The organism is Skermanella aerolata KACC 11604, assembly GCF_000936425.1.
In the GTDB taxonomy this organism is placed as follows: Bacteria; Pseudomonadota; Alphaproteobacteria; order Azospirillales; family Azospirillaceae; genus Skermanella; species Skermanella aerolata.
Map to the genome: position 1 here is coordinate 115,747 of NZ_AVFK01000010.1, position 16,102 is coordinate 131,848.

At 63.9% G+C, this 16,102-nt stretch carries 18 protein-coding genes; 10 read left to right on the plus strand and 8 right to left on the minus strand.

Going from position 1 to position 16,102, the window contains the following annotated elements:
* Positions 1–27: 27 nt before the first annotated feature.
* Positions 28–699, minus strand: a complete 672-nt coding sequence (gene fsa / locus N826_RS14675; RefSeq protein WP_044429976.1) for a fructose-6-phosphate aldolase — start codon at positions 697–699, stop codon at positions 28–30.
* 103 nt (positions 700–802) lie between these two features.
* On the opposite strand from fsa, the gene N826_RS14680 reads away from it, so the two are divergent.
* From N826_RS14680 to N826_RS14685, 3 genes are all read left to right on the plus strand, one after another.
* Positions 803–3,055, plus strand: a complete 2,253-nt coding sequence (locus tag N826_RS14680) for a primosomal protein N' (RefSeq protein WP_084720760.1) — start codon at positions 803–805, stop codon at positions 3,053–3,055.
* Between the two features lie 167 nt (positions 3,056–3,222).
* Entirely contained in the window at positions 3,223–3,432 is a 210-nt protein-coding gene (locus N826_RS45960) for a BrnT family toxin (RefSeq protein WP_373866637.1), read from the plus strand.
* Entirely contained in the window at positions 3,386–3,733 is a 348-nt protein-coding gene (locus N826_RS14685; RefSeq protein ID WP_044429978.1) for a BrnA antitoxin family protein, read from the plus strand. The genes N826_RS45960 and N826_RS14685 overlap by 47 nt, the downstream gene beginning before the upstream one ends.
* Before the next feature lie 33 nt (positions 3,734–3,766).
* On the opposite strand, the gene N826_RS14690 is transcribed toward N826_RS14685, so the two are convergent.
* Positions 3,767–4,102: a hypothetical protein gene (locus N826_RS14690; protein WP_044429980.1), complete on the minus strand. Its 336-nt coding sequence runs from the start codon at positions 4,100–4,102 to the stop codon at positions 3,767–3,769.
* A 378-nt stretch (positions 4,103–4,480) separates the two neighbouring features.
* Between N826_RS14690 and N826_RS14695 the strand changes: the two genes are divergently transcribed.
* From N826_RS14695 to N826_RS14720, 6 genes are all read left to right on the plus strand, one after another.
* Positions 4,481–5,041, plus strand: a complete 561-nt coding sequence (locus tag N826_RS14695; protein WP_044429982.1) for a F0F1 ATP synthase subunit delta — start codon at positions 4,481–4,483, stop codon at positions 5,039–5,041.
* Entirely contained in the window at positions 5,041–6,570 is a 1,530-nt protein-coding gene (atpA, locus tag N826_RS14700; protein ID WP_044429985.1) for a F0F1 ATP synthase subunit alpha, read from the plus strand. Before N826_RS14695 ends, atpA begins: the two co-directional genes overlap by 1 nt.
* A gap of 107 nt (positions 6,571–6,677) precedes the next feature.
* A complete protein-coding gene (locus N826_RS14705) occupies positions 6,678–7,568 on the plus strand; it encodes a F0F1 ATP synthase subunit gamma (protein ID WP_044429987.1) in 891 nt (296 codons plus the stop codon).
* A 64-nt stretch (positions 7,569–7,632) separates the two neighbouring features.
* Positions 7,633–9,072 carry a F0F1 ATP synthase subunit beta gene (atpD, locus tag N826_RS14710; RefSeq protein ID WP_044429990.1) on the plus strand — a complete coding sequence of 480 codons (1,440 nt, stop codon included), beginning with the start codon at positions 7,633–7,635 and terminating at the stop codon, positions 9,070–9,072.
* Positions 9,073–9,163: 91 nt separating this feature from the next.
* The gene (locus N826_RS14715; RefSeq protein WP_044429993.1) at positions 9,164–9,580 is read left to right on the plus strand and encodes a F0F1 ATP synthase subunit epsilon; all 417 of its coding nucleotides are present in this window, start codon (positions 9,164–9,166) and stop codon (positions 9,578–9,580) included.
* Between the two features lie 186 nt (positions 9,581–9,766).
* On the plus strand, positions 9,767–10,588 hold the full coding sequence (locus N826_RS14720) for a ferritin-like domain-containing protein (RefSeq protein ID WP_044429996.1): 822 nt from the start codon (positions 9,767–9,769) through the stop codon (positions 10,586–10,588).
* 49 nt (positions 10,589–10,637) lie between these two features.
* Here N826_RS14720 and N826_RS14725 read toward each other — a convergent pair whose 3' ends face one another.
* The 5 genes from N826_RS14725 to N826_RS14745 form a co-directional block, all read right to left on the minus strand.
* A complete protein-coding gene (locus N826_RS14725) occupies positions 10,638–11,525 on the minus strand; it encodes an RNA polymerase factor sigma-32 (RefSeq protein ID WP_044429998.1) in 888 nt (295 codons plus the stop codon).
* Between the two features lie 202 nt (positions 11,526–11,727).
* Positions 11,728–12,558 (minus strand): metallophosphoesterase family protein, encoded by an 831-nt coding sequence (locus tag N826_RS14730; RefSeq protein WP_044430000.1) that lies wholly within the window; start codon positions 12,556–12,558, stop codon positions 11,728–11,730.
* 180 nt (positions 12,559–12,738) lie between these two features.
* Entirely contained in the window at positions 12,739–13,242 is a 504-nt protein-coding gene (locus tag N826_RS14735; RefSeq protein WP_044430001.1) for a CarD family transcriptional regulator, read from the minus strand.
* A 365-nt stretch (positions 13,243–13,607) separates the two neighbouring features.
* Positions 13,608–13,952, minus strand: a complete 345-nt coding sequence (gene fdxA, locus N826_RS14740) for a ferredoxin FdxA (RefSeq protein ID WP_044430003.1) — start codon at positions 13,950–13,952, stop codon at positions 13,608–13,610.
* A 111-nt stretch (positions 13,953–14,063) separates the two neighbouring features.
* A complete protein-coding gene (locus N826_RS14745; RefSeq protein ID WP_244619614.1) occupies positions 14,064–14,594 on the minus strand; it encodes a tellurite resistance TerB family protein in 531 nt (176 codons plus the stop codon).
* Between the two features lie 94 nt (positions 14,595–14,688).
* On the opposite strand from N826_RS14745, the gene N826_RS14750 reads away from it, so the two are divergent.
* Positions 14,689–15,306 (plus strand): DUF938 domain-containing protein, encoded by a 618-nt coding sequence (locus N826_RS14750; RefSeq protein WP_044430006.1) that lies wholly within the window; start codon positions 14,689–14,691, stop codon positions 15,304–15,306.
* On the opposite strand, the gene N826_RS14755 is transcribed toward N826_RS14750, so the two are convergent.
* The gene (locus N826_RS14755) at positions 15,280–16,059 is read right to left on the minus strand and encodes a TerC family protein (RefSeq protein ID WP_044430007.1); all 780 of its coding nucleotides are present in this window, start codon (positions 16,057–16,059) and stop codon (positions 15,280–15,282) included. The genes N826_RS14750 and N826_RS14755 overlap by 27 nt on opposite strands.
* Positions 16,060–16,102 lie beyond the last annotated feature (43 nt).

Sequence of the window (16,102 nt, forward strand, 5' to 3'; positions counted from 1 at the left end):
TTTCTCTCCTGGCAACGTCTTGTGAGCTTACTTCGCGGTCTTGTCCAGGATCGACTGACCCGTTTTGGCCCAATCCGCGACGAATTGGGCAAGACCTTTTTCGGTCAAGGGATGGTTGAAGAGCTGGCGCAGCACCGACGGCGGCATCGTCGCGACATGGGCGCCCATCTTGGCGCTTTCGGTGATGTGGATCGGGTTGCGGATCGACGCCACCAGGACCTCGGTCGTGATGCCGGGATACTGGTCGTAGATCTGCACGATGTCCGAGATCAGCTCCAGCCCGTTATGGCCGATATCGTCCAGGCGGCCGACGAAGGGAGAGATGAAGCTGGCGCCGGCCTTGGCGGCCAGCAGCGCCTGTGCCGCGGAAAAACACAAGGTGACATTGACCATCGTGCCGCCGGACGACAGGATCTTGCAGACCTTCAGCCCGGCGGGGGTCAGCGGTACCTTGACGGCGATGTTCGGCGCCAGCGTCGCCAGATAGCGGCCTTCCTCCAGCATCGTGTCGAAGTCGATCGCGGCCACTTCGGCGCTGACCGGACCAGGAACGATCTGGCAGATTTCCTTGACCAGCTCGATGAAATTCTGGCCGGACTTGGCTACCAGGGAGGGGTTGGTGGTAACACCGTCCAGGAGGCCGGTCTCGGCGAGATCCCGGATTTCGGCGAGATCGGCGGTGTCGATGAAGAACTTCATCAGGAATTGGTCCTTGATTGATCTTTGCAGCGGTTGCGGCAAGTGCCAGCCCACCTGGCGGATTGCAAGTGGGCGGCGTGTAAACCCGGAGGCAGTTTAACCCATGGCGGACCATGGTTCCAGTTCCGCCCCCGGATTCGATTTCGGCGATGAAGAACAGGTCGGTGCCAGCCGTGCCGTGCCCCAGGCCCGGCGCGTAGCCGTCCTGCTGCCCCTGCCGCTGCCCGAAGCCTACGACTACAAGGTTCCCGCTGGGATGGAACTGGGGGAGGGCAACTATGTCGAAGTGCCGCTGGGTCCGCGTCACCTGCTGGGCGTGGTCTGGGGGCCGGGAGCGGGCGAGGTTTCCGATACCAAGCTCCGTCCGGTGGCGCAGCGCTTCGACATCCCGCCGATGCCGGAAATCCACCGCCGCTTCATCGACTGGGTCGCTGCCTACACCATGGCGCCGCCAGGGGCCGTGCTGCGCATGGCCCTGAGCGCCATCGGCGGGATGGAGCCGCCGAAGCCTATCACCGCCTATCAGCTATTCGATCCCGGACGGCTGGCGGAGTTGCGGATGACCGCGGCACGACGCCGCGTGCTCGACCTGCTGGCCGACGGGCCGCCGCGTCCTTCGGCGGAACTCGCGCTGGAGGCCGGATGCAGCGCCGCGGTCGTCCGCGGTCTGGCCGATGCCGGCGTGCTGGAACCGGTGCTGCTGCACCCGACCCGCAACATACCGGCGCCGGATTGGCGGTTGCCCGGACCCGTCCTGTCGCCCGAACAGGCGGCGGCGGCGGAGTCGCTGCGCGGCAAGGTCGCGGCGGCCGGCTTCAGCACGACGCTGCTGGACGGCGTCACCGGTTCCGGCAAGACAGAGGTCTATTCCGAAGCCATCGCCGCATGCCTGGAGGCCGGACGGCAAGTGCTGGTCCTGCTGCCGGAAATCGCCTTGTCCGCCCAATGGCTGGAGCGCTTCGCCACCCGGTTCGGAGCACCCCCGCACCAGTGGCACAGCGACCTGTCCGGCACCCAGCGGCGGGCGACGTGGCGAGATGTCGCAACGGGAGCCGCCCGCGTCGTCGTTGGTGCTCGATCCGCCCTGTTCCTGCCCTATCCCGACCTTGGCCTGATCCTGATCGACGAGGAACACGACCCCTCCTTCAAGCAGGAAGACGGGGTGATCTACAACGCGCGCGACATGGCGGTTGCCCGTGCCCATCTCGGCGCCATCCCCATCGTGCTCGTGTCGGCGACCCCGTCGCTCGAATCGTCGATCAACGCCGACGCCGGGCGCTACGGCAGGCTCGACCTGCCGGCCCGCCACGGCGGCGCCAGCATGCCGGACCTCAAGCTGATCGACCTGCGGCTCGACCGGCCGCCGCGCAACCGCTGGCTTGCGCCGTCGCTGGTCACGGCCCTGACCGAGACCTTCGCGGAAGGGGAGCAGGCGATGCTGTTCCTCAACCGCCGGGGCTATGCGCCGCTGACCCTGTGCCGCTCCTGTGGCCACCGCATGCAGTGCCCCAACTGCACGGCATGGCTGGTAGAGCACCGGCTGGCCGGCAAACTTCAATGCCACCACTGCGACTTCACGATGAAGCTGCTGGATGTCTGCCCGTCGTGCAGCGCCGAAGGCTCCATGACCGCCTGCGGACCCGGTGTCGAGCGGATCGCGGAGGAGGTGACGCAGCTCTTCCCCGACCAGCGGATGGCGCTGATGACCAGCGACAGCCTGATCGGACCGCACGCGATCCGGGAGATGGTCCGACGTGTCCAGGACCACGAGATCGACCTTCTGATCGGTACCCAGGTGATGGCGAAAGGCCACCACTTCCCGATGCTGACGCTGGTCGGCGTCGTGGACTCGGACTTGGGGCTGGGTGGCGGCGACCTGCGCGCCGCCGAGCGGACCTACCAACTTCTCCAGCAGGTCGCCGGCCGGGCAGGACGGGCCGAGCGGGCAGGACGCGTCTTCCTCCAGACCTACATGCCGGAACACCCGGTCCTTCAGGCGCTGATTTCCGGTGACCGGGCGTCGTTCTACGAACGCGAAGCGGACGAGCGCCACGAGCACGGCATGCCGCCGTTCGGCCGGCTGGCTGCACTAATCGTTTCGGGCGAGGAGGAAACCACCGTCGATGTGGTTGCCCGCGCCCTGGGGCGGACGGCGCCGCGTTCCGAGACAGTCCAGGTGCTCGGCCCCGCCCCGGCCCCTTACGCCTTGCTGCGCGGCCGCCATCGCCGCCGGCTTCTGCTGAAGGCCCCTCGGGCGGTGTCGGTGCAGCCGCTGATCGCCGAATGGCTGTCGCGGGTAGAAGTGCCGGGGAGCGTCAGGGTGCAGGTGGATATCGATCCCTACAGCTTTCTATAGGGGTAGCGTACACTTGTATTCAATGCGTGATAAACGCTAGTAATGCGCCTTGTTGGAAGTGGGGTTTGTAACTACAATGTAGTTACGGACAGGGTCGTATGGAATTCGAGTGGGCGGAGGAGAAGCGGTTCAGCACGCTGGATGCGCGCGACATCGATTTTTTGGATATGTGTCAGCTTTCCGACGGAAGGCCGGTTTACATCCATGCTTCGACGCAGGGCACGGAGGAACGATGGGTCACCATAGGCCGAATACAGGGTAAATTTTATGCCGTCGTGTGGACGCTCCGCGAAACGCGGGTCAGAATCATCTCGGCAAGGAGGGCGAGGAATGGCGAAGAAAGACGATATCGTACGCTACACGGCGGAGGAAATTGACGCCATGATAGCCGCTGGCGAGAGTCGTACCGACTGGTCGCGCAACGATACCTACGAGGAGATCGAAGCGCAGATTGCCTCCGACCCCGATCTGGCCGTCCCGGACAACCGGGAGGAACTGGCGCGTCCCGGTTTCCCATTTCCCCTGCCTTCGCGAGCGAACAAGCGGCAGGTGACGGTGCGCTACGACGCGGAAGTCATCGACTTCTTCAAGAGCCAGGGAAGCGGCTGGCAGAGCCGGATGAACACCGTACTCCGGGCCTTCGTCGAAAGTCAGCAGAACGGCGGCAAGTCCCGTTGAACGGGACTTGGCTTCCGGTCCTCCACAGTGCCTTCAGTAAGCCTCGCGGACCTGCGCCGGCGGAGCCACGCGGGCCGGCCTGGTACGCCAGATCGACAGGCAATCGGTCGAGGTGGAGCCGGAACCGATGCTGTGCCAGCCCTGGCGATCATGGAACCACAGGGTATAGGTGCCGCGCCGGTCGCGTTCGAAGCGGAAGACCGGGCGGTCCAGGTGCGGGAAGGTCACCAGGAGCTGGTCGCCCTCGGCGCTGGTCTGGCGGGCGACGCCGGCCCATAGGCCACGTTCCATCCGCGGACGGGCGATCTCGTAGAATTCGGACAGGTCGGCCGGAGTGAAGCGGGCCAGGCTGAAGGCGACGACGGTCATGGCATTCGTGATCCGCGGATAAATCCCAGAGGGCTGACAGCGGCCACCGGCCGGCTGACGCACCGCCCATCCGGCGGCACCACCAATGATGCGCACCTAAAGTTAATTCGGGCTTAATTGCGGTCGGCACCCCTTTTGGACTCGCCTTTGCCCCTGGCCTTATTGTCGCAGGAAGGCTTTATACCGGCCCTCAATTGGCAAAATCGGGCGGTATTCCGCCCCAAGTCCCCGAACTTGTTGGCTTTGAGTCGGTTGCGCGACCGTGTTGCCTGTGTTATGTGACCGCTCGCCGTCAGGGGAGGGGGCCTGCCCGACGCATGTCTTGTCTCCAAGGCCCTGAAAATCAACAAGGTCTCATAGACCGAACCGAGGTACCGCGTGGCATCCGAAGGTACAGGAGTATCCGGGCTGGCAGGGCGATACGCGACTGCCCTGTTTGAGCTTGCGGACGAAAACAAGGCGCTGGACCAGGTCGCCCAGGATCTGGCAGCCATCAAGCAGATGCTCGTCGACAGTCCCGATCTGAACCGCATGGTGCGCAGCCCCGTGCTGTCGCGCGGCGACCAGAGCCGGGCGATGAACGCCCTCCTCAAGCAGGCGGGCGTCTCCGAACTGACGCAGCGTTTTATCGGGCTCGTCGCCCAGAATCGCCGGCTGTTCGCGCTCCGGGGCATGATCGACGGCTATCTGGCCGAGCTGGCGCGTCGCCGCGGTCAAATGACCGCCGACGTGACATCGGCTCACAAGCTGTCGGATCCTCAGGTCCAGGCACTCACAGATGCCCTGCGGGCCCAGTTGGGCTCCAAGATCGAGGTCAAGGTCACCGTTGACCCGTCCCTGATCGGTGGGCTGATCGTCAAAGTCGGGTCGCGCATGATCGATAGTTCCGTGCGCACCAAGCTGAATAAGCTGCAAATCGCCATGAAAGGGGTTGGCTGATGGAAATCCGCGCCGCGGAGATTTCCGCGATCCTCAAGCAACAGATCGCGAATTTCGGGAATGAGGCGGATGTCGCCGAAGTCGGCCAAGTCCTCTCGGTCGGCGACGGTGTCGCGCGCGTCCATGGCCTGGACAATGTCCGGGCCGGTGAGATGGTCGAATTTCCCAACGGCATCAAAGGGATGGCGCTGAACCTCGAGTCCGACAACGTCGGCGTCGTGATCTTCGGCGACGACCGAGACATCAAGGAAGGCGACGTCGTCAAGCGGACCGGCGCCATCGTGGAAGTCCCGGTCGGCCGTGGTCTGCTCGGCCGCGTGGTCGACGGTCTCGGCAACCCGATCGACGGCAAGGGCCCGCTGGTCGACGTGACCATGACCCGCGTCGAAGTGAAGGCCCCCGGCATCATTCCGCGCAAGTCGGTCCACGAGCCGATGCAGACCGGCCTCAAGGCCATCGACGCCCTGGTTCCGATCGGGCGCGGTCAGCGCGAGCTGATCATCGGTGACCGTCAGACCGGCAAGAGCGCCGTCGCCATCGATGCCTTCCTGAACCAGAAGGGCATCAACCAGTCCGGCGACGACAGCAAGAAGCTCTACTGCATTTATGTCGCCGTCGGCCAGAAGCGTTCGACCGTCGCCCAGATCGTCAAGACCCTGGAAGACGCCGGCGCCATGGAATACTCGATCGTGGTCGCCGCGACCGCGTCCGAGCCGGCTCCGCTCCAGTTCCTGGCGCCCTATACCGGCTGCGCCATGGGCGAGTTCTTCCGCGACAACGCGGCACACGCCCTGATCGTGTACGACGATCTGTCCAAGCAGGCCGTCGCCTACCGTCAGATGTCGCTGCTGTTGCGCCGCCCGCCGGGCCGCGAAGCCTATCCCGGCGACGTGTTCTACCTGCACTCACGCCTGCTCGAGCGTGCGGCGAAGATGAACGACAGCAAGGGCGCCGGTTCGCTGACCGCCCTGCCGATCATCGAGACGCAGGCCGGCGACGTGTCCGCGTACATCCCGACGAACGTGATCTCGATCACCGACGGCCAGATCTTCCTGGAAACCGGCCTGTTCTATCGCGGTATCCGTCCCGCCATCAACGTCGGCCTGTCGGTCAGCCGCGTCGGCTCGGCCGCCCAGATCAAGGCGATGAAGCAGGTCGCGGGCACCATCAAGCTGGAACTGGCACAGTACCGCGAGATGGCCGCCTTCGCCCAGTTCGCTTCAGATCTGGACGCCTCGACCCAGCGCCTGCTGAACCGTGGCGCCCGCCTGACCGAGCTGCTGAAGCAGGGCCAGTTCTCGCCGCTGCCGGTGGAAGAGCAGGTCGTTTCGATCTTCGCCGGCGTTCGCGGCTACCTCGACAGGGTCAAGATCGAGGACGTGAACCGGTTCGAAGCCAAGCTGCTGGCCGAAGTCCGTACGAAGGGTGCCAACATCCTCGACACGATCCGGACGGAAAAGGCCTTGTCGAAGGAGACCGAGGAGAAGCTGAAGAGCTTCATCGAGAACTTCTCCAAGGTGTTCGTCTAAGCTCGAAAAGATCGGTGAGGGAGAGCCGGCGGACCATTAGGTCCCATGGCTCTCCTCCGCTGATCAGGAAGGCAGGGATCCAACCTCCGGTGTGATGAAGGCGTCGAATGCCAAGCCTTAAGGACCTTAAGAACCGGATCGCCAGCGTCAAGTCGACGCAGAAGATCACGGCCGCCATGAAGATGGTCGCCGCCTCCAAGCTCCGCCGTGCGCAGGAGCAGGCCGAGGCCGGGCGCCCCTACGCCGAGCGCATGGGCCGCATGCTCGAGTCGCTCGCTGCCAACGTGTCGAGCAACGGCCAGGGTCCGAAGCTGATGACCGGTACCGGCAAGCAGGACGTTCAACTGCTTATCGTTATCTCGTCGGATCGCGGCCTCTGCGGCGGCTTCAACGGCACCATCGTTCGCGAGGCGCGGCGCCAGATCGCCCGGCTCGAGGGCGAAGGCAAGACCGTCAAGGTTCTGACCGTGGGCCGCAAGGGCCGCGACCAGATCCGCCGCACCAACCCGAAAGCCGTCGTCTTCTCCTACGAGGATATCGGCCGCAAGCGGCTGTCGTTCTCGGAAGCGGACACCATCACCGCCAAGGTGCTGGAGATGTACGAGGCCGGTGAGTTCGACGTGGCGTCGGTCATCTACAACAAGTTCAAGTCGGCGATGACCCAGATCGTCACCGTCCAGCAGGTCATCCCCTTCGCCGTTTCCGGCGACGAGGCAGCCGCCCAGGACAGCGGCGAGCTGAAGGCCATGTACGAGTTCGAGCCGGACGAGGAACAGATCCTCGCCGACCTGCTGCCGAAGAACCTGTCGATCCAGGTTTATCGCTCGCTGCTCGAAAGCGCGGCCAGCGAGCAGGGTGCCCGCATGACAGCCATGGACAGTGCTACCCGCAACGCCGGCGACATGATCAACAAGCTGACGCTGACCTACAACCGGACCCGTCAGGCCGTCATCACCAAGGAGCTGATCGAGATCATCTCCGGTGCAGAGGCTATCTGAGGTCGAGGTCCTAGGTTTCTAGGCGTCCGATACTGCATATCTGGTTCCGAGGGAGCGAACCCACATGACTGCTGTTACCCAGCCGAGCAACGCTGTCGGCAAGATTACCCAGGTCACCGGCGCGGTCGTCGACGTTCAGTTCGAAGCCGAGCTGCCCGCCATTCTGAACGCCCTGCACACCCAGAACGACGGCAAGACGCTGGTTCTCGAAGTCGCCCAGCATCTGGGTGAGAGCACCGTGCGCGCCATCGCGATGGACACCACCGACGGTCTCGTCCGTGGTCAGGCCGTCAACGATACCGGCAGCCCGATCTCGGTTCCGGTCGGCCCCGCCACCCTGGGCCGCATCCTGAACGTGATCGGCGAGCCGATCGACGAGCGTGGTGATGTCGGCCACACCCAGACCCTGCCGATCCACCGCTCCGCTCCGGACTTCGTCGATCAGTCGACCGAAGCTCAGGTCTTGGTCACGGGCATCAAGGTCATCGACTTGCTCGCCCCCTACGCCAAGGGCGGCAAGATCGGCCTGTTCGGCGGCGCCGGCGTCGGCAAGACCGTTACGATCATGGAGCTGATCAACAACGTCGCGAAGGCGCACGGCGGCGTGTCGGTGTTCGCCGGCGTCGGCGAGCGGACCCGTGAGGGCAACGACCTTTATCACGAGATGATCGAAGGCGGCGTCATCAAGACCGATGGTCCGGGCTCCAAGGTGGCGCTGGTCTATGGTCAGATGAACGAGCCGCCGGGCGCCCGCGCCCGCGTCGGCCTGACCGGCCTGACCTTGGCGGAATACTTCCGCGACGAAGAAGGCCAGGACGTGCTGTTCTTCGTGGACAATATCTTCCGCTTCACCCAGGCGGGTTCGGAAGTGTCGGCGCTGCTCGGCCGCATCCCCTCCGCGGTGGGTTATCAGCCGACGCTGGCCACCGACATGGGCGCCCTCCAGGAGCGCATCACCTCCACCAACAAGGGTTCGATCACCTCGGTGCAGGCCATTTACGTGCCTGCCGACGACTTGACCGACCCGGCGCCGGCCACCTCGTTCGCCCACTTGGACGCGACGACCGTGCTGTCGCGCTCGATCGCCGAAATGGCGATCTTCCCGGCCGTCGATCCGCTGGACAGCACCAGCCGAATCCTCGACCCGCGTGTCGTCGGTGAAGAGCACTACGAAGTCGCCCGTTCGGTCCAGAAGGTCCTGCAGACCTACAAGTCCTTGCAGGACATCATCGCCATTCTGGGCATGGACGAGCTGTCGGAAGACGACAAGCTGGTCGTCGCCCGCGCCCGCAAGATCCAGCGCTTCCTGTCCCAGCCGTTCCACGTCGCCGAAGTCTTCACCGGCACTCCCGGCGTCCTGGTCAGCCTGGAAGACACGATCAAGGGCTTCAAGGGCATCGTGAACGGCGAATACGACCACCTCCCCGAAGCCGCCTTCTACATGGTCGGCAAGATCGAGGAAGCGGTCGAGAAGGCCCGCAAGATGGCCGCCGAAGCCGCCTGATAAAGCGGATCGAGCACATAGCAAGGGGGTGCAGGGGGCCTTAGGCCCCCTCGCTCCATCCTTTTCAGTAATTCAATGACGAGAGCTATCCATGGCCGACAAAGTCGAGTTCGAGCTGGTTTCGCCGGAAAAGCTGCTGGTTTCCCAGCCGGTCGACATGGTCGTGGTGCCCGGCAGCGAGGGTAACTTCGGTGTGTTGGCCGGTCACTCGCCGTTCATCTCCACCATCCGTCCGGGCGTGATCGATATCTTCGAGGGCGAGCGCATCGTCGACCGGATCTTCATCGCCGGCGGTTTCGCCGAAGTGACTGAAACCCGCTGCACGGTCCTGGCCGAGCAGGCGACGAACCTGAACGACCTGGATCGCGCCGCCGTCGAGCAGGAAATCAAGGACCGCGGTGAGGACGTCGAGGACGCGAAGTCCGACACGGAACGCGCCGCTGCAGAATCCAGGCTCGCGATCGCCCGCGCCAAGCTCGAGGCGATCACCGGTGCCACCGCGCATTGATCCCAAAGACGGATTTCGACGGAGCGTCGCTTAACCGGTATCAACGGAAGCCGGCATCAAGGGTGATCGGCTTTCGGCCGTTGTAAATCTGTTATACCGGGCTAATGTGAGACGATGGGTAAATGGCCCGGCCGATACAGGTCCGGGCCATTGCTTTTTCAGGGCAACAAATCGCGGCATTGTCGAATGGCCTACAAACACTGGACGCTGGACGATCTCCCCTGGGATCAGATCGACCATTCCAAAGCGGACCCCGAAATCCTCAAAATCATCAAAGCCGCGGCCCTGGTGGAATACAACGGCCGGGACTACGCGACCTATCTCTGCAACGTCTTCAGCGACGATCCGGAGTTTCAGCAGGTTGCTCGTGATTGGGCTGAAGAGGAGGTCCAGCACGGTGCGGCATTGGGCCGCTGGGCCGAAGTCATCGATCCCGGCTTCTCCCTGGAAGCGGCGTTCAAGCGCTTCACCGACGGCTATAAGATCAAGCTGGAAGCGACCGAATCGATCCGGGGATCACGGAGCGGTGAGCTGATCGCCCGCTGCATGGTCGAAACCGGCACCAGCTCCTACTATACGGCACTCGGCGATGCGACAGACGAGCCGGTTCTGAAGGCGATCTGCCGTCGGATCGCCGCGGACGAGTTGCGGCACTACAAGACGTTCTACCAGTACCTCAACCGTTACATGGAGCGGGAGGAGTTGGGACGGTTTTCCCGTCTGCGGATCGCATTGGGCCGCATCAACGAGAGCGAGGACGACGAACTGGCTTTCGCCTACTACGCGGCCAACTCTCCGCCGACGCCCTACCACAGGGAAACCTATACCCGCGCCTATATGCGCCGGGCCTATGCCTATTACCGGCCGACCCACGTTGATCGCGGCGTAGCGATGATCTTCAAGGCCGTCGGCTTGAAACCGCACACGCCGGTCTATCGCGCCGCGACCCGGATGGCATGGTGGTACATGGACAGCAAGCTGAAGAAGCTGACCAAGGAAGCAGCCTGACGGCGGTGCTGCCGGTGAGGTTCCGCCGGGACCTCACCGCTGCCGCCATTCAAATCTCCAGCAGCAGATCGCTGGAAAGCTCCACACGCTTCATCATCGACTCCTTCAGCTTCAGCATCGCGCGGTGCTCAAGCTGCCTGACCCGCTCCTTGCTCACGCCCAACTCCCTGCCAAGCTCCTCAAGCGTGGCACCGTCGTCGCGTAGACGGCGCTGGGCGATGATGGTGCGCTCGCGAGGGCTCAACTCGCCCAAGGCCTCGGCCAGCCACTTGGAACGCGTCGTGCTGTCGCGCATGCCGATCACGACTTCCTCTGGGCTGGGCCGCTGATCCGCCAGGAAGTCCTGCCAATCGTCCTCGCCGCTGTCGCTGATGGGAGCGTTGAGCGATTGGTCCGCGCCGCTCAGGCGCATCTCCATCGCCTCGACCTCGTGGACCTCCACCTTGAGTTCGGTCGCGATCTTCTGCCGTCCGGCCTGGGTCAGCGACCCGTTGTTGGAGGCATCCTCGATCTTGGCCCGCAGCCGGCGCAGGTTGAAGAACAGGCTCTTCTGGGCGGCCGTCGTGCCGGTCCGGACGATCGACCAGTTCCGCAGGATATAGTCCTGCATCGCCGACCTGATCCACCATGCCGCATATGTGGAGAAGCGGACTTCGCGGTCTGGCTCGAAGCGCGCGGCCGCCTGCATCAAGCCGACATTGCCTTCCTGGACCAGATCGCCCATGGGAAGGCCATAGTTGCGGAAACGGGATGCCGTCGACACGACGAGGCGGGTGTAAGCCCGGACAAGCTCATGAAGAGCATCTTCCTTGCCGTCTTCCCGCCAGCTCCGGGCAAGGTCGAATTCATGGTCGCGGGTGAGCAAAGGCTCCCGCATCGATGCCTTGATGAAGGTTAGATTGGCCCGCTGAGTCTCCGGGTCATCGATATGCGCCATCCTGCTGTCCTTCCCCCTGATGGACGAGCGACCGCGGGGATGGCCCTGTCCTTTGCAGGGTCAACACCGGTTGGTGCCGTCTGTTGCATGAGATACGTAACCCGGAAGGGTTTGGATCACTGCGGGCGAGAAGAATTTTGCAGGCAGGATTCTGGCGATTATCAGGCGCGGAAGTCAGCTTCCGGACCGGGGGTCCGGAAGGTCAGACTTCGATGAGTTCAAGAATTTCACCGGAAGGCGCCAGGCAGCCGCAGACCAATGGACCGCCGAACCCGCATCCTCCGTCAAGAGTGGCGGTGAAGTCCCCGACCTGAACACCGCTCCGCCCCGGATCGAAGCCCCTGACGATGCGGTGAAAAGTCCCATAGGGCCGGTCGATACGGGCGAAACCGGGACCGCCCCACCAGAAATTGTCACCTTGGGCGCCCAGCGGACGCGATGTCTCGATGCCGGACGCCACGATCAGGATGCCGCCCGGCACCTGCTCGACGCCGGCTTCATCCGGCAGGCTGGTGTATGCGGCGCGGCGCAGGGCGCTCATCACGTTTTCGTGACCGGCTGCGGCGCGCATCGCGCCGCGCAGGCTGTTGGTCCACCGGGTGATCGATACGGCGCCGTCACGCGCGCACTTCATCCCCTGTTCGGGGTTGCCGCCATAGGCGATCAGCGTCGCATCGGCACCCTGGCGCAGCATCCATCCCAGGACGACGGAAGGATCGGGCGCAAACTGGAGCTGAAGCAGTTTCTGCCACATCTCCTCCTGCGCACCGCGCAGATAGACTACGTCGCTGGCCAGCATGCCGGGCATGGCGATCAGCGCGCGCCGGAAGGACAGCAATTCGTCCATCGTTTCCCGGACGGCGCTCCCGCGGCCGATCATGTTGCCGGTGTAGACAAGCCTGTCTCCAGGCGTGAAGCGACGGCCTATATCGGTGTGCAAGGCTGAAAGGCGCTCCACATCGGCGTGGATGGCGCCGACGGCCCAGATCCGCCTCGGCTGGCGGATATCCGCAAATTTCTGATTATCTGGCATCAGGACGCGTAAACGCTACTCCGGTCCGGCTTGGACTGAACCCCGACTTTAAGCGTCCGGCGTGTGCAGCAAAAGCGGATAAAAGAGAGTGGCCGGGGATTATGCTCCAATCACCCGGCACATTCGCCAGTCGATCCCATGCCAGCCCGCCGCGAGCCCGACATCTCCCAGGAGAGCACCTCAGGCGGCTGTCTTCGTCAGAACGGCTTCGAGGCGTTCGGTCGCCTTGCCCTCGTCGATCTTCTCGACGGCGGCCAGTTCGCGGGCGAGTCGCTCCAGGGCGGCCTGATAGATCTGACGCTCGCTATAGGACTGGTCGGGCTGATCACTGCCGCGATATAGGTCACGTACGACTTCGGCGATCGAAACCGGGTCGCCCGAGTTGATCTTCGCTTCGTATTCCTGGGCGCGGCGGCTCCACATGGCGCGGCGGGCGCGTGAGCGTCCCTGGAGAGTATCCAGTGCTACCTTGATCCGATCCTTGGAGCTGAGACGGCGCAGTCCTGAGTCCTTGGCCTTACCCACCGGCACCTTCAGCGTCATGCGCTCTTTCTCGAAGGTGATGGCATAAAGGGTTACGGTCTGACCGGCAATGTGATGGGTTTCGATTCCCTCGACACGACCGACCCCATGGGCCGGATAAACGACGAAATCACCGGCCGTGAACTCAAGCTTGTTCATCATTCCTATTGGCTCTCACTTCACGCTCGCTGGCATCCGGCTGTCCCGACCGGATGCCTCGGGACAACGAAAGGCTGAATAACCCGCTATCGGCCCCTACTGAACGTCGGGGCCGGCAGACTCGGCATTCGAAGCCTGGAGCATCGCAAGCCCGGCACGCGCGAGAAAGCAGCCGGGCTCAAGGCCGCCATTATATAGGAAGTGAGCAGTGCGTTACAAAGATATAACGTGTTGGTAATAGGCAACAGGCGCCGGACTGCCGATGGGCGGACCTGCGGGATTCGCATGGCGGAACGGGCGGACGGGCCGGAGCCCGGTCAATTTGCCGCGCCCGGTTACCCTAAGCCCATACCCTCCGGCGCGTCAGGTCACTCGGGATTGCCGGTACCGGGTTCCGCCTTGAAGAACTTCTCGAACTTGCCCGACACGCCCTTGAATTCGTCCGCGTCGGCGGGAGCATCCTTCTTGCGGGTCAGGTTCGGCCACTTCTCCGAGTATTCCCGATTGAACTCGAGCCATTTCTCGGCCTCGGGCTCGGTGTCGGGAATGATCGCTTCGGCCGGGCACTCCGGTTCGCAGACGCCGCAGTCGATGCACTCGTCGGGCTGGATAACGAGCATGTTATCCCCTTCGTAGAAGCAGTCGACGGGGCACACCTCGACGCAGTCGGTATATTTGCACTTGATGCAGTTCTCGGTGACGACGTAGGGCATGCTCGCTTTCCCTTTTTCCTCATACATGGGGTCCGGACCATCTCTGGCGTCCTGACCCGCATGGCTCTATCGATCAACAAGTAATTCCGTCGGCAGCGATCCGGCCAGCCGTCAGGGCGCCTCGATGGTCGGGTCGGCGATGCCCAACCGGTCGAGCACACGCATCCGGGCCGCTCCACGGTCGCGGTCGGAGACGTAGAGCAGACCACCCACCCTGCGCAAGAGGCTCGCTTCCAAATCATGAAGTTCGCCATCGGCGTAGACCACTTCCCAGAGCATTTCAATCATTTGAATGCGCTCTTCCTCGGAAAAACGGTCCTTCAGGGTAGAGGTAAAGCGATGCCACTGGGCCGGACCTTCGGTTTCCGTCTCCGCAGCGGCCAGCAGCGAATCGGCCTCGGGATCGGTCAGCGAGAAGCGCTGCTCCAGCATGCTCCGGATGCGAGCCCGCTCGTTCGGCCCGATCCTGTCGTCCATCCGGGCCGCCTCGACCAGCAGGGTGGCGGCGGCCAACTGCACCTCGTCGTGCGAGCGCCGTCCCATCCTCTCCGCGTCGTCATCCGTAAACAAGGCTTTCAATCGCGCCAGCATGCCGTAGATCCTGTTGTCGTATCGGGTTGTGGATTCAGGTCGGTTGATCAAGTCCACTCACCTGAAGATGGTTGCTCCTAAGCCGATAGCGACCCCCCGAGAGTCATGCTTGCCCTTCGGCGCGGGAGACACTAGCTTTTCGGCCATGATGATTGCAGCCGGCCCTGACCCACGCCGTTACGCCCCGGCGACTCTCCGCAACCGGGGACCCATCCTGGACGTCCTCTGTCAGGTGCTGCCGGCTGCCGGTACGGTGCTGGAGATCGCCAGCGGCAGCGGCGAGCATGCCGTCTTCTTCGCCGAGGCGCTGCCGGACCTGATGTGGCAGCCGACCGATCCCGACCCGGACAACCGGGCCAGCATCCGTGCCTGGATCGCCGAGACCGGCGTGACCAACGTGACGGCCCCGGCGGACCTCAACGCCGCCGCCCGCGCGTGGCCGGTGACCCATGCCGATGCCATCGTCTGCATCAACATGATCCACATCTCGCCCTGGGCTTCCACCTTGGGTCTGCTGGCGGGCGCCGCGCGGACGCTGCCGACGGCAGCGCCACTCTATCTGTATGGCCCCTATCTGCGGAACCGCCGCCATACCGCCTCCAGCAACGAGGACTTCGACCAGTCGCTGCGGGCGCAGAACCCGGAATGGGGCGTCCGCGACCTGGACGAGGTGAGCGATGCCGCGGCCCAGGCGGGGCTGACGCTGGCCGAGGTGATCGAGATGCCGGCTAACAACCTATCGGTCGTGTTCCGGCGCGGCTGAGGCGATCGCCCGCCGCCGGAAGGCCGACAACCCGCCCGCCTTCCTCTTGCGCCGCCGGGTTGCCAGCAGGTTCAGCGCTTCGACCAGCACCGAGAAGGCGATGGCGAAGTACAGGTAGCCCTTGGGGATGTGGAAGTGCAGCCCATCGGCCACCAGCGCCACGCCGACCAGCAGCAGGAAGCTGAGCGCCAGCATCTTCACGGTCGGATGGCCGTTGACGAAGTTGCTGACCGGTCCCGAAGCGAACAGCATGACGCCGACCGCGATCACGACGGCCGCCATCATGACTTCCAGCGTCTGCGCCATGCCGACGGCGGTTATCACCGAGTCGAGCGAGAACACGATGTCGAGCAGCATGATCTGAACCACGACGGACGCGAAGCTCGCAGTGCCGCCGGTGCTGCCTTCCTCTTCTTCCCCTTCCAGGCTTTGGTGGATTTCCGTCGTTCCCTTGCCCAGCAGGAACAGCCCACCGACGATCAGGACGAGGTCGCGGATCGAGATGTCGAATTCCGCGATCGTAAACAGCGGGTTGGTCAGCGTCGAAATCCACGCGATCGACGCCAGCAGGCCGAGACGGGTGATCAGGGCCAGGGCCAACCCGACCTGCCGTCCGCGCGCCTGACGCTCCGGCGGCAGGCGCGCGGCCATGATCGAGATGAAGATGATGTTGTCGATGCCGAGCACGATTTCGAGCGCCGTCAGCGTCAAAAGGCTCGCCCAGGTCTGGGGATCTGTCAGGAGTTCAAGCATGGCGCCTCGAAAACCGCGCCCTGCCGTTATTGTTCCGTCCCCA

Excerpts from the sequence above, each read along its gene's own strand:
- N826_RS14750 (WP_044430006.1), top strand. The coding sequence starts at position 14,689 with ATGATGATTGCAGCCGGCCCTGACCCACGCCGTTACGCCCCGGCGACT.
- N826_RS14755 (WP_044430007.1), bottom strand. The coding sequence starts at position 16,059 with ATGCTTGAACTCCTGACAGATCCCCAGACCTGGGCGAGCCTTTTGACG.
- N826_RS45960 (WP_373866637.1), top strand. The coding sequence starts at position 3,223 with ATGTGTCAGCTTTCCGACGGAAGGCCGGTTTACATCCATGCTTCGACG.
- fdxA (WP_044430003.1), bottom strand. The coding sequence starts at position 13,952 with ATGCCCTACGTCGTCACCGAGAACTGCATCAAGTGCAAATATACCGAC.
- N826_RS14715 (WP_044429993.1), top strand. The coding sequence starts at position 9,164 with ATGGCCGACAAAGTCGAGTTCGAGCTGGTTTCGCCGGAAAAGCTGCTG.
- atpD (WP_044429990.1), top strand. The coding sequence starts at position 7,633 with ATGACTGCTGTTACCCAGCCGAGCAACGCTGTCGGCAAGATTACCCAG.
- N826_RS14680 (WP_084720760.1), top strand. The coding sequence starts at position 803 with ATGGCGGACCATGGTTCCAGTTCCGCCCCCGGATTCGATTTCGGCGAT.
- atpA (WP_044429985.1), top strand. The coding sequence starts at position 5,041 with ATGGAAATCCGCGCCGCGGAGATTTCCGCGATCCTCAAGCAACAGATC.
- N826_RS14735 (WP_044430001.1), bottom strand. The coding sequence starts at position 13,242 with ATGATGAACAAGCTTGAGTTCACGGCCGGTGATTTCGTCGTTTATCCG.
- fsa (WP_044429976.1), bottom strand. The coding sequence starts at position 699 with ATGAAGTTCTTCATCGACACCGCCGATCTCGCCGAAATCCGGGATCTC.
- N826_RS14685 (WP_044429978.1), top strand. The coding sequence starts at position 3,386 with ATGGCGAAGAAAGACGATATCGTACGCTACACGGCGGAGGAAATTGAC.
- N826_RS14690 (WP_044429980.1), bottom strand. The coding sequence starts at position 4,102 with ATGACCGTCGTCGCCTTCAGCCTGGCCCGCTTCACTCCGGCCGACCTG.
- N826_RS14720 (WP_044429996.1), top strand. The coding sequence starts at position 9,767 with ATGGCCTACAAACACTGGACGCTGGACGATCTCCCCTGGGATCAGATC.
- N826_RS14705 (WP_044429987.1), top strand. The coding sequence starts at position 6,678 with ATGCCAAGCCTTAAGGACCTTAAGAACCGGATCGCCAGCGTCAAGTCG.
- N826_RS14725 (WP_044429998.1), bottom strand. The coding sequence starts at position 11,525 with ATGGCGCATATCGATGACCCGGAGACTCAGCGGGCCAATCTAACCTTC.
- N826_RS14730 (WP_044430000.1), bottom strand. The coding sequence starts at position 12,558 with ATGCCAGATAATCAGAAATTTGCGGATATCCGCCAGCCGAGGCGGATC.